The sequence below is a fragment of the Bifidobacterium polysaccharolyticum genome, assembly GCF_016101585.1.
Taxonomy (GTDB): Bacteria; Actinomycetota; Actinomycetes; order Actinomycetales; family Bifidobacteriaceae; genus Bombiscardovia; species Bombiscardovia polysaccharolytica.
In genome coordinates this window covers 555,607-571,738 of sequence record NZ_JACFQG010000001.1, presented here as the reverse complement: position 1 = coordinate 571,738, position 16,132 = coordinate 555,607, and the positions used below count along the sequence as shown (strand labels likewise).

The following is a 16,132-nucleotide window of genomic DNA, read 5'->3' as shown; positions in this document are numbered from 1 at the left end:
TATGCCAAAGCTTAAAACCGACAGGATAATTGTCCTACCAAGACGAGTTCGGTTTTTTGTCGTCGGGTGCTTGTTGAGCACTGGGTCTTATACGGCGAAGGAGCTTCTTGAAATCAGCTGAGTGGTACTAGGGGGAGTGATACCGCTTCTATATAATTCAACGAATTGACAAAATCGATTCATCCCTCTACTCTTGTTGCTCAGGAGGCAGGAATTGGTTTCCTCCCCTGTAAACGCTGTAAAGGCAAATGCAATAGGCAAAGGAGCATTTCGGATGGGTTTGTGGGACGTTGACAAAATCGAATATGTGGGTCGCCAGGGCGTCAAGGAAGGCCTGGGCTTCCGCTACTACGACAAGAACAAGGTGGTGGCCGGCAAGCCTATGAAGGACTGGCTGCGTTTCGCCGTGGCCTGGTGGCACACCTTCAACCAGGGTCTGGTGGATCCCTTTGGCGATCCCACCGCTCAGAGGCCCTACTACCGCTACACCGATCCCATGGATCAGGCGCTGGCCAAGGTGGATTACGCCTTCGAGCTCTTCACCAAGCTGGGGGTCGAGTTCTTCTGCTTCCACGACCGTGACCTGGCTCCCGAGGGCGACACCCTGCGCGAGACCGATGCCAATCTTGACAAGGTGATCGACCGCATCGAGGCCGCCATGAAGGACACGGGCGTCAAGCTACTATGGAACACCTCGTCGCTCTTCACCAACCCTCGTTTCGAGGCCGGTGCCGGCACCTCGCCTTTCGCTGATATCTATGCATATTCGGCAGGCCAGCTCAAGCACAGCCTGGAGATCGGCAAGCGGCTCGGTGCTGAGAACTACGTCTTCTGGGGCGGTCGTGAGGGCTACGAATCCCTTTGGAACACCCGAATGAAGGAAGAGCAGGACCATATGGCCGCCCTCTTCCATATGTGCGTGGACTACGCCAAGGAGATCGGCTTCGACGCGCAGTTCCTGATCGAGCCCAAGCCCAAGGAGCCCACCCTCCACCAGTACGATTACGACGCGGCCACCACCATCAACTTCCTGCGCACCTACGACCTGCAGGATAACTTCAAGCTCAACATCGAGGGCAACCACGCCAACCTGGCCATGCACACCTATCAGCATGAGGTCCGCGTGGCCCGAGAGGCTGGATTCCTGGGATCCCTGGATGCCAACCAGGGCGACAAGCTGATCGGCTGGGACATGGATGAATTTCCCTCGGACCTCTACGATGCCACCGCCGTCATGTGGGAGGTGCTGGCCAATGGGAGCATCGGGCCCCGCGGAGGCCTGAACTTTGATGCCAAGCCGCGCCGCTCCTCCTTCCTGCCTGAGGACCTCTTCAGGACCCACATCGTGGGCATGGACACCTATGCCGCTGGTCTTCTGGTCGCTGCCAAGATGCATGAGGATGGTTATATCGAGCAGCTACAGCAGGAGCGCTACTCCTCCTTCGAATCCGGCATCGGCGCCACTGTTGAGGACGGCACAGCCACGCTGGCCTCCCTGGAGGAGTACAGCCTTGACAAGCCACAGGCGGAACTGATCGCCGCCGACAAGTCCGACCACCTTGAAGTGGTCAAGGCCACCATCAACAACTACATCGTCGAGGCTCTGGCCCAGGCCTGAGCATAAGAAAATTCTGTCTTCGGCCTCATGCGATGCTCCTGGCACTGTGTGGGGCCGAATTTTCTTATTTGAGGTGTTGTGCCTGCAGGTTCGCGATGAATTAGGACAAGTCATATTTGGTCCTCGTATCGTTGACTGAAGTTAAGAATGCTGGCAATGTCAGGCGTGCCAATGGTGCCTCCCGGGGTCTGCATTAAGTAAGCAGATGCCGCCGTTGCTAATTCCATGCAATGGCGCGACGACCCCAGTCAGGAATTTATCTAGGCCGCCAACCAGTCGAATCCCAGCCTAAATGGCTCAATGTGAGTGCTCCTCGGTTCCAAGTCTTCACGTGGCCACGGTCTTGTCGGCCGCGCCTCCCGAATACATCGAGAGGCTGCCGGTGAGCGCCGTATGCCAGGACTAAACAACTGGCAATGTCTGCCGGTTTTGGCAAGCGGCCGATTGATTTCTTTGAATTCATTAATCTCGCCATAGTTTCAGGAGCCTTTGCCAGCGCTTTCAAAGATTTGAATGCTCAGGACTTCATGGAGGGGCAGACTATTTCGATGGTCAACGAGTTAATGAGGACTTTAATCAAAATTCAAGAGTATTCGCTTTGTCTGGCAATTCCAGCTTTATCGGGTCTGCGTCAACTCTAGCGTGAACAATACAATCGACAAGACCTATGAAGGCTGAGCCTGCTTCAAATACATGCTGAAAGTCTACCAAAAGGATTTGGTCAAGTAAAACAATGAAATAGTTTTACACAGTGACGGATCTGTGATTCGATTCATAAGGTAGATCTCCTTCTGGTACGAAAGACAAGACTCGTCAAAGGTATCTTCAAACTTGAACAGGGGAAAAGGCACCGGTATCTCAATTGTGTACCGACAGTCGAGTTGCGCCAATGGGTTTTTCATTGGCATTGTCTGTGTTCGAGCGCTGTCTACTTGCACCTTAGACAGTAGTCTGAAGATTAGTGATTGCTCTGACTTTTCTCCGTTTGATCATCAGCCTTTGACGACACGCCGGCAATTTGGGTTATCAGCCTGGATTATCGGGTTTTATCGTGTGAGTCATTGCTTCTCTGCGAATCGTGCTACAATTTAACTAAACCGCTTTAGTTATCAATGTTGAATCGGCTGAAACGAGGAGGTTTGCGGGATGCAGCTAAACGTGGGGCGTGAACTCGACAGGTGTGATCGAGTCATGAGGCAACGACTGTTGCCTTATGTCGATCGGCCGGTTGGCCATTGCAATGTCAGGGCCTACCGGATCCCTGGCGAGCCTATTGCTTCCCAGGACTTCTTCACTCGCTTGGCTAAAGGAGATATTCCCTTTGAGCACATGGCCGTAGGCGAATCCTGGGGGACCACCTGGGGGACCACTTGGATGGAAATTTCAGGAAGCATTGACCAGGATCACCGCGATGAAACCCCGTTGGAACTAATCGTGGACCTTGGGTGGCAGCCAGACTCACCGGGGAGCCACTACGAGGCAGAGGCTTACCGCCCCGATGGTTCCATAATTAAAGCCGTTAACCCGAAGAATAAATGGATTCCCCTTGATGGCAGAGACTGGAAAGGGTCAGCCATTGATGAAGAACCTTCGCTTATCAGGTCCGATGGCACTTTTACCCTCTATCTGGAGGCAGCCTGCAACCCGCTCATACTCGGAGTTCCTCCATTCGTTAAGACTCGTTTGGGTGAAGGCACCACGGGCCGAGCCGACGAGCCTAACGCTCTGAATCAGCTGGATGTCTGTCATTTCGATTATGAGATGTGGAACTATGCCATGGATCTGGAAGCGGTCAGCCAGATCATCCGGGAGTGCGACCCCAAGCAGCCACGCTATTGGAGGCTGGGTAAGGCCCTGCAGACTTCCTTGAACAGCTATCGGGAGGGTGATGCAGCTAGTCTGCAGCAGGCCCGTACGGCCCTGGCCGAAGAACTCAGCCTGCCGGCTGTGTCAAGCAGTTTGGATCATGCAGTAGTAGGTCATTCACACATTGATTCGGCCTGGCTTTGGCCCAAGCGTGAAACTCGCCGAAAGGTAGCCCGTACAGTCTCTAATATGCTGGCGCTGATGGAGCGAGATCCCGATTTTATCTATGTAATGAGTTCCCCACAACAGTATGCCTGGCTTGAGGCTGATCATCCAGATCTGTTTGCTCGCCTTTTGCGTCGCGTCAAAGAGGGACGCTTCATTCCTGTGGGTGGCATGTGGGTCGAATCTGATGGGATGTTGCCAGCGGGTGAATCATTGACACGCCAGTTCAGCTATGGAAAACGCTACTATCGTGAGCATTTAGGCGTAGATACCGATGTAGTCTGGGAGCCTGACAGTTTCGGCTATACGGGCCAGTTCCCTCAAATTGCCCGGCGTGCTGGCATGCGTTATTTCCTTTCGCAAAAGATCTCATGGAATGACACTACAAAGTTCCCTCATCATACTTTTGACTGGCAGGGTATCGATGGCACGCCTATATTCACTCACTTTCCACCGATGGATACCTACTCCTCAAGCATGACTGCCCGGGAGCTTAATCATTCTGAAGAAAACTACCAGGACAAAGACTTCTCCGATAGAGCCATAGTCCTGTGCGGCTATGGTGATGGAGGCGGCGGCACTACTCGCGAAATGCTGGGTCGGTTTGACCGTCTGCGTGATGTGGAAGGTGTTGCAAAGGCACGTTATGAGACTCCGGATGATTTCTTCCGTGAATCCTGTAAACAGATTCATCAACGCGCTGGTCGAGAGATGCCGGTCTGGAAAGGCGAACTCTACCTGGAGCTCCATCGTAAGACACTGACTTCCCAGCAGGATATGAAGCGTGGCTGCCGGCAGGAAGAAGCAATGCTGCGTACTGTGGAGTACCTGTGCGCTTATGCTTCCCTGGCTGATGCGAATTATGACTATCCTCACGCTGAGCTGGATCAAATCTGGCGAACTTTGCTGCTGAACCAATTCCACGACATTCTGCCCGGTTCAGCCATCTCTTGGGTTCATCGACTCGCTCGCGAGGATTATCAGCGTGACATTGATCGCTTGAGAGAAATCGGTCAAGAGGCCGCCAGCGTCGTTACCAGAGCACAGAAGGAAATCGAACGCGTACCTTCTGCGCTAATAAACCCCATGGATATTGATGGGAATAACGCTTGGCGGGCTGTACCGTCAGTGCCCAAGGCAGGCGGACCAACAGCTATGGTCCAAGTTTCTGCCAACGACCAGGGATATATTCTCGACAATGGCCTTATCAAGGCGGTTGTGGGGACTGATGGCACAGTCCACTCCTTGCTGGATGTCGTTTCCGGACGAGAGCTGATTCCCAGGGGTTCAACAATGGGTGGCTACGAACTGCTCAAGGATGAGCCCACTATGTGGGATGCGTGGGATTTGGAACGTGACGCCCTGCTTACCGCCATGCCGGTGGATGACCCTGTTCAGATCACTGCGAAGAAGTCCGGGGTGGACGTGGTCCGAACCCACGGTGACACGCGGATCACTACGGGCATCAGCCTGTCGCCTGGGGCCAGGAGGCTGGACTTCACCGCTTCCGTGGACTGGCATCAGGATGAGCAGTTGCTGAAAGTGGATCTTCCCTTGGCTATCCAAGCACGTTATGCCCAGTTTGAATGTCAATACGGATTCATTGACCGGCCTATACAGAAGAACAATGCGGCTGAAGAGGCGCAATTCGAAAGTTGCACCCACCGGTTTGTGCGGGTTAGGGATGACGATCTAGCCGTTGGCGTGGTAAATGCCTCGACCTATGGCGGCGATACCACACCTATTCCAGCTGATCCGGCTCATGGTAAGGAGGCAGGAACTTTAGTTCGTCTGACACTGCTTTCTGCGCCAGTTTTCCCAGATCCGGACACTGACCGAGGTCATCATGAGTTTGCCTGGTCCGTGGTCCCTAACGAAGACCAAAACGCTGTCTTAGCTCAAGCTTATCGGCTTAATGCTCCTGTCTTCCCAGATGGTCTGCCTGACGCAGAGCCTCTGGTGAGTTTGGACACCATCTCCGGAAGGCTAGTCATTGACTGGATGAAGATGGCTGACGATGGCAGTGGTGATCTGGTGATTCGTGTATATGATCCTGATTCCTCCCCTGCCTGCGGTCGTCTGAGGCTGGGACCGTTGTTGAAGGGGGCTACGGTACGAGAGACCGATTCCTTGGAGGAGTCGCCCTTGCCTGACGATTTGCGTCATGGATTGGTAGATAAAGGTGAGGTGAATGCTGAAGGTGCCTCTCTGGAGTTTATGCCCTTCCAATTCACCACCCTCAGACTGCACCAACCACAAATTATCGGCAAATAAGATCGAAAGAACAATGAAGGGTCATTGATTATGTTGCTTAAAGTACAGCGTGAGGTTGATCGCTGCAAGCGGGTCATGAATGAGCGGGTACGCCCTCATATCCACCATGTGCTCGCCCAGTGCGATGTACAGGCTGTTCGTTATACGGGGGAACCGGTGAATCCGTCAACCTTCCTTGATGAAGCACGGCATGGGGGTGTGGCATTCACCCCTCTTGCCGTCGGTGAGCCATGGGGCACCACATGGGGGACGACGTGGATGAAAGTGACTGGCCAATTGCCTCGCAACTCAGGCAATGGACACCCGATCGAACTGCTTTTCAATCTGGGTTGGCTGGATTGGCCAGTTGGCGGACACATCGAAGGAATGGTGTATCGGCCTGATGGCTCGGTAATCAAGGCCATCCATCCACGTAACTACTGGATTCCATTGGTTGATGATCAAGGCAAGGCGGACCAAGTCGTTGATCATGACGGAGCCTTCACTGTCTACGTTGAAGCGGCATACAATCCTAACGTCCCGTCTTTCACGGTTACGAGTCTTGGCGATGCCCCCACGGGCAAGGCGGATGAGCGTTACGTCTTTGAATCGGTGCAAATCGCCGAATATGATCACGAAGTCCATGAATACTGGATAGACCTCGACATCGTCAGCGGCGCTGTAGAACAGTTGGATGCCGGTTCGCCACGGTATTGGAAGCTGGCCAAGGCGCTACAGCGTTCCATGAACATCTTTGATGGAGCTGATGAAGAGACTGTGAGAGCCACCCTGCCTGCTGCGCGTGAAACGCTGGAAGCGGTGATGAATAAACCCTCTGCACCTTCTGCTTTGCAGCTATCCGCCATGGGGCATGCTCACATCGATTCAGCTTGGCTTTGGCCTGTGCGTGAGACCAAACGCAAGGTAGGACGGACAATCGCCAATGTGCTGACCCTCCTGGATAACGATCCAAAGTTCTGCTACGTCATGAGTTCTGCCCAGCAGTATGCCTGGCTCGAGGAACGGCACCCGGATTTGTTCAAACGTGTGCAGCGCTACGTACAGGAGGGAAGGTTTATTCCTGTAGGAGGCATGTGGGTCGAGTCGGATGGAATGGTTCCCTCAGGCGAGTCGCTGATTCGTCAGCTTTCTTATGGGCAACGGTATTTTAAGCAGAAGTTCGGTGTTGAAACCCATGGGGTTTGGCTGCCGGACAGTTTTGGATACTCAGGTTCATGGCCCCAAATCGCTCGCCGGTCGGGAGCACGTTGGTTCCTGACGCAAAAACTCTGTTGGAATGATACGACCCGATTGCCGCATCATTCGTTTATGTGGGAAGGGATTGACGGTTCCAGGATTTTCACCCATTTCCCTCCAGCAGATAAGTACGATTCCGACATGTCCCCCAAGGACCTGCACTATGCGGAACAGAATTTTAAGGATAAGGATCTGTCGGATCACGGGATTCTGCTGTTCGGCTATGGAGACGGCGGTGGTGGACCAACAAGAGAGATGACCATGAGGGCTGCGCGTCTTCGTAGCTTCGAAGGCCTTCCTCGGGTGGAATATGACAATCCAGATCATTTCTTTGACGTGGCTTATCACGATATGGCTGACCAGGCTGGCAGTGAGATGCCCACTTGGAAAGGCGAGTTGTATCTCGAGCTCCATCGCAAGACGTTGACCTCCCAGCAGGACATGAAACGTGGTTGTCGCAAAGAGGAATCATGGCTGCGCATGGCGGAATATTGTTGTGCCTATGCCGAATTGGTCAATGAGGAATATGTTTATCCGCGAGAAGAGCTTGACAGAATTTGGAAGACCTTGCTTCTCAATCAGTTCCATGACATTTTGCCTGGATCTGGCATCGCCTGGATATACCGCGTGGCTCGCAAGGAGTATGCAGAAGGTATAGCCCGGCTGCGGGAGTTGACCGCCGAAGCCTTGCGTGCGGTCGAAGCATCTACTAAGACCAGAATTTGGCCTGAGGCGCGAATCATGCAGGTCGGACGAGCTGAATCGGGACAGGCATCCTGGAGTCCGGTTAATGCAAAGGGAATAGTCAGGAATGCTTCAGCCGTCGCTGTATCTCATAATGCAAACAGCGAGTTGATTCTGGACAACAGCCTTTTGCGCGTTGTCATTGCTCAATCTGGAGCAGTGACATCCATATGCGATCTGGCAACCGGCAGAGAAATAGTGGCACCTGGCCAATCCTGTGGGCTTTATCAGGTACTCAAAGATGAGCCTGGCGTCTTTGATGCTTGGGATGTAGAGCGCGATGCATTCTTGGCTGTTTCTGATTTGGATCAAGGCCAAATCGAAGATGTGAAGACTGACGAGGACGGTACTGTTCACGTCCATGTGATCAACAAATACCGCGCCAGCAATATTCGAACCAGCATCAGTTTGCGTCCAGGTTTGAGACAGCTTGATTTTCATGCTGACGTTGATTGGCTCGTGCCGGAAAAGCTGCTCAAGGTTGCTCTTCCGCTTGCTGTCAGAGCAGACCGTGCCCAGTATGAAACACAATTCGGCCTTATCGAACGTCCTATCGTGAAGAATACCGAGGGTGATGAGGCACGTTTCGAGAGTTGCACGCATCGTTTCGTCCGCATAGCTAATGAAGAATTTGGCGTTGGCATCGTCAATGGGTCGACTTATGGATCCGATGTGTCCGCCATATATGGACCAGAGAATGGTCCGGAAGTCGGCACTCAGGTACGCCTGACCTTGGTAGGTGCTCCAAAAGCACCAGACCCGCATGCAGATCTGGGCCACCATGAGTTTGATTGGGCTCTGGTGCCTGGTCCTGATCTGGATTCGACCTTGGCTGCAGCTGCGGAAATCAATGCACCAGTGTTGAAGGATGTGCCTGATATGGAGCCCTTGATTGGTCTGCAAAATGTGCAGGGCTTGCCTGTCGTCGATTGGATCAAGATGGCTGACGATGGCTCAGGTGATTTGATAGTGCGTATCTACGAGGCCAAAGGCCAACCGGCATCTGCATCGCTTGCAGTGAATGGGCCCATGGTGGGGGCACAGGTCTATGAGACCGACTTGCTGGAGCGGGACCGCCACTATCAGGGTGAGCCTGATGCTCTCAAACAGCCGGGGGCTGCTGAGGGGGCTCGGCTTGATCTGGGACCTTTCCAGATTGCTACTCTTCGGCTTTCTAAAGCCGGAATTCAAGGATGAATTAGTAAAGGAGAAATCACAATGAACAAAACCATAAAAACGGCGCTGTCGTTGCTGTGCTCAGCAGCGGCAGTCGTGAGCTTCGGAGGATGCGGGGGAAGCGCATCCTCCGGGTCTGGTCCTATCGAACTGAAGTTCCAGACATGGAACCTCAAAAACGACAAGTTCACAGGATACTTCCAGGATCTGATCAAGCAGTTTGAAAAGGAGAACAAAGGCGTCCACATTAAGTGGGTAGATCAGCCGGCTGACAACTATGAGGACAAACTCTCAACCGATGCCGCCGCAAATTCCCTGCCCGATGTAATTGATATGGGGCCTGAGCCTGCGTATACCTTGGCTAGTGCTGGAGCGCTGCTCAACATTGCCAAGGAGGAGCCGAAAGCCAAGGATCAATATCTTGATGCTGCATGGCAATCGGCCACTTTCAAAGGTCCGCATCTGGAGGAGGGCACCTATGGACTGCCTTGGTACCTGAATACAGGCCCTACCCTCTATAACAAGGCCTTGCTCGATGAGTGCGGACTCAAAGTGCCAAAGACTCAGGATGAGATGTTTGCCAATGCGGAAATCTTCGGACCGAAGTGTGGCGGCAAGTATGCTATGACCACCGGTATCCCCAGCATCCAGGATTTCGGCATGTACGGCGTCCCGCTGATGAACAAGGATCACACCAAGTTCACCTTTAATGATCCTAAGGGTGTGGCCTTTGTCCAGCATTATGTGGACATGTATAAGGCCAAGGCCTTTACTGACGAGATGCTGAACACCTCCAATAGCGGCGAGTCAAAGAGCTTCAACTCAGGATCACAGGTTTTCCTCAATGGCAGCCTATACAGCATTGACGATATGAAAAAGAATGCCCCCAATGTTTTTGAACATATGGGCATTACCAACATGGTAGCCAACACCCATCCGAACATGATGTTGGAAATGATGACCGTCAATGCCAATTCCAAGCATAAGGATATGGCGCTGAAACTGGCCAAATTCGTGACCAACTCCAAGAACCAGCTGACCTTCGATAAGAAAGCCAATGTCTTCCCATCCTCTAAGGGCACCATTGACGATCCATTCTTCAACCCATCTGGTGACGATATGAATGCTGTAGGCATGAGGATGGTCGCCAAGCAGGTGCGTGAAGGACGTATATGGGGTCCTCCGCAGTTTACTGCAGTAGACGGCACCAGACTTCAGGAGCAGATTGTTCAGGCCCTGCAGGGCAAGGTGACTCCCAAGCAGGCACTGGATAATGTTGTTGAATACGCCAACGGCAGGTTGAAGTAATGGTCCAGTTGTCTCATAGACAGCGTAAGGGCGCCGGTTCCGCCGGCGCCCGGCGCCTTAACCCTGACGGCACCTATGTGCATCCTTTGGGGGCCAACAGGAGCGGTCGTGTTGCTCCATGGCTCTTCGTGACTATCCCGATTTTGTGGATTCTGGTCTTTTCCTTGTTGCCGTTCCTGAACACAATCCGCTTGTCCTTCACGGATTCGACCTTGTTGCGTCCTGGAAAATTCATCGGATTCCAGAATTTCACCGATATGTTCCATGATCCGCATTTCAGAACGGCAATGACAAACTCATCGCTGTATGTCGTCTGCGTTGTGCCCTTCATGATTATCCTGCCGTTGATTCTTGCGGCGTTGGTGGCCGAAAGAACCAGAATAATGGGATTCTTTAGAACATCGTTCTATGTCCCGGTAATCATGTCCAGTGTGGTGGTTGGATTGATATGGACCAACCTGCTGGATTCCAAGGGTCTGGTCAACGGTCTGTTCCGTGCCTTGCACTGGATAAGCAAGCCCATTCCATTTCTCACTGATCGCTGGTTGCTCTTGTTCAGCGCCATGACTATAACCATATGGACCGGTCTGGGCTACTACATGATTATCTATTTGACGACTATCGCCAATATTGATCCGGTCTTGTATGAGGCTGCACAAATCGATGGAGCAGGCGCAATTCGTCAATTCATCCATGTAACCCTACCTGGATGCACCTGGACTATGATTCTGATCTCCCTGCTGTCTTCTATGTCAGCTTTCAGAGTCTTTGGTGAGATTTACATGTTGACCAACGGCAGCGGTGGAATCGGCGGAGCTGACATAACGATGACAATGCTAATCAAGAACGAAGGCACTGGCATCAATGCCCGAACCGGATATGCCGGGGCATTGGGTCTGGTTATGTTCTTTGTGCTCGGTGCTCTGATTCTCTTCGAATGGTTCCTGGAATCGAGGTCCTCTGATGACGAGTAAGCATATAACAGTGGGCAAAGTTGTGAAGTATGCCGTCTTGGTCCTGCTCTTCCTTTTCCTTGCCTGCCCGCTGCTATGGCAGATATCCTTGGCTTTCAAGGGGCCTAAGGATGATATGTACGCAGTTCCGCCATACTTCTGGCCTCGTGACCCTACGGTCAGTAACTTCAGCGGAGTCTTCAAGCGTCTGCCTATAGTTGGCTATGCCTTAAACACACTGGTCGTGGCTGCTATCAATATTGTCGGCAATGTCATCAGCGGTACTATGGCCGGCTATGCCATTGCTTTGCTCAAGTTCAAAGGCAAGCGGATCGTAGTAGGAATTCTGTTCCTCTCCATGCTGATTCCTGGAGAAACAGTTATGATTACGCAGTTCCTGATCATCCGTTCTTTGAACTTACAGAACAACTTGATAGGTGTCGCCTTGCCCGGCATTGTAAGCGCGATGAACATCCTGCTGTTCGTTAATGCATTTCGTGCGATACCTCGAGATCTGATTGAGGCCGCGGAAATGGATGGCGCTAGCGTTTGGCAAAGATTCACCATGATTTGTGCGCCGCAGGTCAAGGGGACCATGGCTCTAGTGGCTATCTTCTCATTCATGGGTTCGTGGAATGACTTCCTCTGGCCTCTGATTGTTCTGACAGACGACAGTCACTACACTTTGACACTGGGGATGTCTCGTTTGCAGGGAACATTTGTCTCGGATCCCAGATTGGTAGCCGCAGGGACTGTCATTGCCTTGGTGCCTATTCTCATCTTCTTCTTCGTCTTCCAGCGCTATATTTTCCACGGACTGGAAGTCGGCGGAGTTAAGGAATAACGGAATACAGATACTCATGAAATACGGCGTTAATTACACACCATCCGCCGGTTGGTTCTATACATGGCTTCATCCTGATTGGGGACGTATCAGAGAAGATCTGGAACAGATAGCCTCGATTAGGGTGGACCATGTAAGGATCTTCCCTCTATGGCCTATCCTGCAACCGAACAGAAACTATATCAATCCTCAAGCGCTGGATGACTTACGGCATATGGGGGAACTGGCAGCGGAAGCAGGTTTGGACTGTTATGTAGATGTGCTTCAGGGGCACTTGTCCAGTTTTGATTTTCTTCCATCTTGGCTGCGCTCTTGGCATTCTCGCAATATGTTTGTCGATGCTGAAGCTGTACAGGCTCAGAGCCAGCTGGTTATGGCCATCTATGACGCTATGGCTGATGTTCAAGGCTTTGCCGGATTGACTCTAGGCAATGAATGCAACCAGTTCGCGAGTATGACGCATCCTTCGCCAATGCCACTGACAAAGGCGCAGGCCGATGCCTGGCTTCGCGCCTTGCTGCTGCCCTTGCAGGAACGTGCCCACCACGATGGGAGAGTGCTTCTGCACAGTGAAAATGATGAGGTCTGGTATGCCGACGGTCATCCATTTACTCCCGGCCAGGCAGCGAATCTGGGAGATGTGACAGCTATCCATTCGTGGGTCTTCAACGGAACTGCCCAGCATTACGGTGCTCTGAGCGTCGAAAGTGTTGGTCATGCTGAATACCTTGTCGAATTGTCCAAAGCATTCGCACGTCATGATCATCGGCCGGTATGGGTCCAAGAGATTGGGGCTCCGAATAATGTCATAACCAGTAGTGAATCTGGGGTTTTCTGCAGTCGCTCAATCCAGAGGATGCTGCGTTGCAGCGATCTCTACGGTATTACCTGGTGGTGTTCCCACGATGTCGATGGGCGTTTTGTTGACTTCCCGGAATTGGAGCATCACCTGGGTCTGTTTGATCTAAAAGGGAATCTAACGGAGGTCGGCAAAGCCTTTTCTCAGATAGTGGCTGAGCCCTTGCCCATGGTTGTCGATAGACAGGTCGCTGTAATAGTCGATGTGGACGAGCAGGGATTGCCGCTGTCGCGGGGCTCCTTGGCTCCTGGAGGCTCTGTGTTCGAAGCTTGGATGCAGTTGTCGCGCTCAGGAGAGCATCCTGCAGTGGTCACATCTGCCTGTGTGCATGACGAGCAGAGCCTGAATGCAAGGGGCATACGTGAATGCCTGCCAGTTGAGCTTCGTACAGGGAATGTGTACAGCAATGTAGCCCGATCGGATTGAATCTAACTCGGAGCGCGACAGTGGGGATCCTTCGAGAACGAACGAAGGATCCCCACTTGAAGCAAGTAAACAAAGGGAGATACACGGATGGTTGATTCTCGCTTGTTCTCGTTGGAGAGCATGGGGGCGCATCCTCGGATGTGCGAAGGTTCAGTTGTGCAGGGCGACCGATGGAGAATAGGCATTCTTACGGATGCGCTCATACGTTTCGAGTGGTCAGATACTGGGGTGTTTGTCGACGATGCCACGACTATGGCCATTAATCGGCGATTCGAGCCAGTTCCGGACTACACAGTCACGCGCAATGACGATGGTTCGTTGGAAATTGAAACTTCAGAGTTAAGAATATTCTACGACGGGCAGCCCTTCAGCCCTGAGGGACTGTACATTTATATGAAGCATTCAGGCGCTCAAGAGAGTACCTGGCATTATGGAGATGAGCAGAAAGGCAATTTGGGAGGAACCACCAGAACTCTCGATCAAATCGACGGCTCCACTGAATTGGATCCAGGCCTGATATCCAAATATGGCTGGGCAGTGATTGACGATAGCCGAACAAGCCTGATACGCAAAGCGGATCAGGTAGGAGGGAAGCCCAATCCTTTCGGCACCTGGGTATTTCCTAAGGAAGGGCCGAGCCAGGATTGGTATTTCTTTGGCTACAATCAGAAGATAACCGAGGCTGTAAAAGATTTTTATCATTTGAGCGGGCACACTCCGCTCTTGCCTAGATACGTCTTGGGTAACTGGTGGAGCCGATACCATCGGTACTCGCAGGATGAGTATGAACAGCTTATGGAACGGTTCAACCATGAAGGCATTCCATTCACCGTAGCCGTCATCGATATGGACTGGCATCTTGTCGACATTGATCCCAACTTAGGCTCAGGTTGGACGGGCTATACTTGGAACAAGGAGCTATTCCCCAATCCAAAAGACTTTCTGCATTGGTTGCACGATCATGGCATGCGAACCACGCTCAGCCTACATCCGCGTGATGGGGTTCGGTCGTTTGAAGAACCATATGAGCGCGTAGCTAGAGCTGCCGGAATCGATCCTGCATCGAAGCAAACAGTCGAATTTGATGTGACTTCGCCCGTAAGTATGAATGCTTATTTTGATGCCCTTTTGCACCCGATGGAAGAACAGGGTGTTGATTTTTGGTGGATTGATTGGCAACAGGGATCAGTTGCCAAGCAGAAGGATTTGGATCCGTTGTGGTTGCTGAATCATCTGCATTATTTGGATTCTGCTCATATGCCGGGGCATAGACCTCTGACTTTCTCCAGATATGCCGGTCCTGGCTCGCACCGTTATCCGGTAGGATTCTCTGGCGATACTGTTGTTAGTTGGAAATCACTCAGATTCCAGCCATATTTCACTGCCATGGCCAGCAATATCGGTTATGGGTGGTGGAGTCATGACATCGGCGGCCATATGTTCGGTTACCGTGATGAAGAGTTGGAGGCTCGATGGTATCAGTTGGGGACCTTCAGCCCCATCAACCGATTGCACTCAAGTTCGTCACCTTTCAATGGCAAGGAACCTTGGAACTTCCGCGTGGATGTTGCTCAGAGTATGGTCGGGGCCCTTAGACTGCGGCATGCGCTGATTCCATATTTGTATTCCATGAATAGACGTGCCGCATATGAGGATCTGCCATTGGTGGAACCGATGTACTGGCATTACTCAGGAGGCAATGTGCCCACTCAGTTCATGTTCGGCACCGAGTTAATTGTCTCTCCCATCCTGGAACCAGCTGATCGTGCCTTGCAGAAAGCCAAAGCACAAGTTTGGTTCCCACATGGTCTTTGGTTCGACTGGTTTGATGGCCGCCATTATGACGCAGAACAGAAGAATGGGCGCAACATGGAAGTCTGGCGTGGACTGGACCGGATGCCGGTTTTTGCCAAGGCAGGAGGTATTGTTCCGCTTCAGAGTCGCAATGACCATAGGGGACAAAATGATAACGATTACGATTATTCGTTGAACACTGTAGAAAACCCACAAGGTCTGGACTTGCGTATTTTCCCTGGTGATGACGGGCATTTCACCCTTTGGGAGGATGACGGGGCACCCCAGGGCAGGATTACATGGGTGCGTACGGATCTGGACTTGAACTGGAGAGAGGGAAAGTTCACCATTAGTCCGGCTCAAGTATGCCCGGAGGAAGGGGCAGCAGGGGTATCCAATGACCCGGGGCTCGTAGTGCCAAAGCGCAGGGATTGGACACTGACTTTCCGCGGCTTAGCCCCAGTGGACGCATCGAGGATCACTGTACTGTCAGACGGTCAGGCGGTTCCTTTTTCCTGCACCTACGATGAGGAACGACTCAGCTTGATTGTATCCTTACGAAGTCTGTTGTGTACTTCGCAAATTGATCTGGTCTTCAATGATCGACCACAAGTTGCGCACAACCCTATGAATCATGATGCTCTGCAATTGTTGCAAGGTGCACAAATGTTCTACTTCACTAAGGAGCAGGCCTGGGATCAAGTCAGGAATCTTGGCGTCAAAGCAGTGTCAGCACTTCATACTCTCGAAATGCCTCCTGGAGATTATGGTGAACCTTCCTGGTTCCAATCTCACATGCCGCAGGAGGTAATACGAGGTCTGGAGGAAATTTTCCTTAGGGATCAGTAAGTTATCTGAACGTTCAGGGT

9 protein-coding genes are annotated in these 16,132 nt (G+C 52.1%); all 9 read left to right on the top strand.

The window, feature by feature from the left end:
- Nucleotides 1–274 precede the first annotated feature (274 nt).
- The 9 genes from xylA (at nt 275) to H3T90_RS02260 (ending at nt 16,112) form a co-directional block, all read left to right on the top strand.
- Nucleotides 275–1,618 (top strand): xylose isomerase, encoded by a 1,344-nt coding sequence (xylA, locus tag H3T90_RS02300; RefSeq protein WP_045935202.1) that lies wholly within the window; start codon nt 275–277, stop codon nt 1,616–1,618.
- 416 nt (nt 1,619–2,034) lie between these two features.
- Nucleotides 2,035–2,259: a hypothetical protein gene (locus tag H3T90_RS02295; protein WP_198229450.1), complete on the top strand. Its 225-nt coding sequence runs from the start codon at nt 2,035–2,037 to the stop codon at nt 2,257–2,259.
- 505 nt (nt 2,260–2,764) lie between these two features.
- A complete protein-coding gene (locus H3T90_RS02290) occupies nt 2,765–5,923 on the top strand; it encodes an alpha-mannosidase (protein WP_198229449.1) in 3,159 nt (1,052 codons plus the stop codon).
- Nucleotides 5,924–5,953: 30 nt separating this feature from the next.
- Nucleotides 5,954–9,100, top strand: coding sequence for an alpha-mannosidase (locus H3T90_RS02285; protein ID WP_144176829.1), 3,147 nt, complete (start codon nt 5,954–5,956; stop codon nt 9,098–9,100).
- A 21-nt stretch (nt 9,101–9,121) separates the two neighbouring features.
- The gene (locus H3T90_RS02280; RefSeq protein ID WP_046322711.1) at nt 9,122–10,387 is read left to right on the top strand and encodes an ABC transporter substrate-binding protein; all 1,266 of its coding nucleotides are present in this window, start codon (nt 9,122–9,124) and stop codon (nt 10,385–10,387) included.
- Nucleotides 10,387–11,361, top strand: coding sequence for a carbohydrate ABC transporter permease (locus tag H3T90_RS02275; RefSeq protein ID WP_082097733.1), 975 nt, complete (start codon nt 10,387–10,389; stop codon nt 11,359–11,361). The genes H3T90_RS02280 and H3T90_RS02275 overlap by 1 nt, the downstream gene beginning before the upstream one ends.
- Complete coding sequence (locus H3T90_RS02270; RefSeq protein WP_110425066.1) at nt 11,351–12,184, top strand: carbohydrate ABC transporter permease; 834 nt, start codon at nt 11,351–11,353, stop codon at nt 12,182–12,184. The genes H3T90_RS02275 and H3T90_RS02270 overlap by 11 nt, the downstream gene beginning before the upstream one ends.
- A 16-nt stretch (nt 12,185–12,200) precedes the next feature.
- Nucleotides 12,201–13,469 (top strand): glycoside hydrolase 5 family protein, encoded by a 1,269-nt coding sequence (locus tag H3T90_RS02265; protein WP_198207137.1) that lies wholly within the window; start codon nt 12,201–12,203, stop codon nt 13,467–13,469.
- Between the two features lie 87 nt (nt 13,470–13,556).
- Nucleotides 13,557–16,112: a glycoside hydrolase family 31 protein gene (locus H3T90_RS02260; protein WP_198229448.1), complete on the top strand. Its 2,556-nt coding sequence runs from the start codon at nt 13,557–13,559 to the stop codon at nt 16,110–16,112.
- Nucleotides 16,113–16,132: the final 20 nt, after the last annotated feature.

Excerpts from the sequence above, each read along its gene's own strand:
- H3T90_RS02265 (WP_198207137.1), top strand. The coding sequence starts at position 12,201 with ATGAAATACGGCGTTAATTACACACCATCCGCCGGTTGGTTCTATACA.
- xylA (WP_045935202.1), top strand. The coding sequence starts at position 275 with ATGGGTTTGTGGGACGTTGACAAAATCGAATATGTGGGTCGCCAGGGC.
- H3T90_RS02285 (WP_144176829.1), top strand. The coding sequence starts at position 5,954 with ATGTTGCTTAAAGTACAGCGTGAGGTTGATCGCTGCAAGCGGGTCATG.
- H3T90_RS02290 (WP_198229449.1), top strand. The coding sequence starts at position 2,765 with ATGCAGCTAAACGTGGGGCGTGAACTCGACAGGTGTGATCGAGTCATG.
- H3T90_RS02260 (WP_198229448.1), top strand. The coding sequence starts at position 13,557 with ATGGTTGATTCTCGCTTGTTCTCGTTGGAGAGCATGGGGGCGCATCCT.
- H3T90_RS02280 (WP_046322711.1), top strand. The coding sequence starts at position 9,122 with ATGAACAAAACCATAAAAACGGCGCTGTCGTTGCTGTGCTCAGCAGCG.
- H3T90_RS02275 (WP_082097733.1), top strand. The coding sequence starts at position 10,387 with ATGGTCCAGTTGTCTCATAGACAGCGTAAGGGCGCCGGTTCCGCCGGC.
- H3T90_RS02270 (WP_110425066.1), top strand. The coding sequence starts at position 11,351 with ATGACGAGTAAGCATATAACAGTGGGCAAAGTTGTGAAGTATGCCGTC.
- H3T90_RS02295 (WP_198229450.1), top strand. The coding sequence starts at position 2,035 with ATGTCTGCCGGTTTTGGCAAGCGGCCGATTGATTTCTTTGAATTCATT.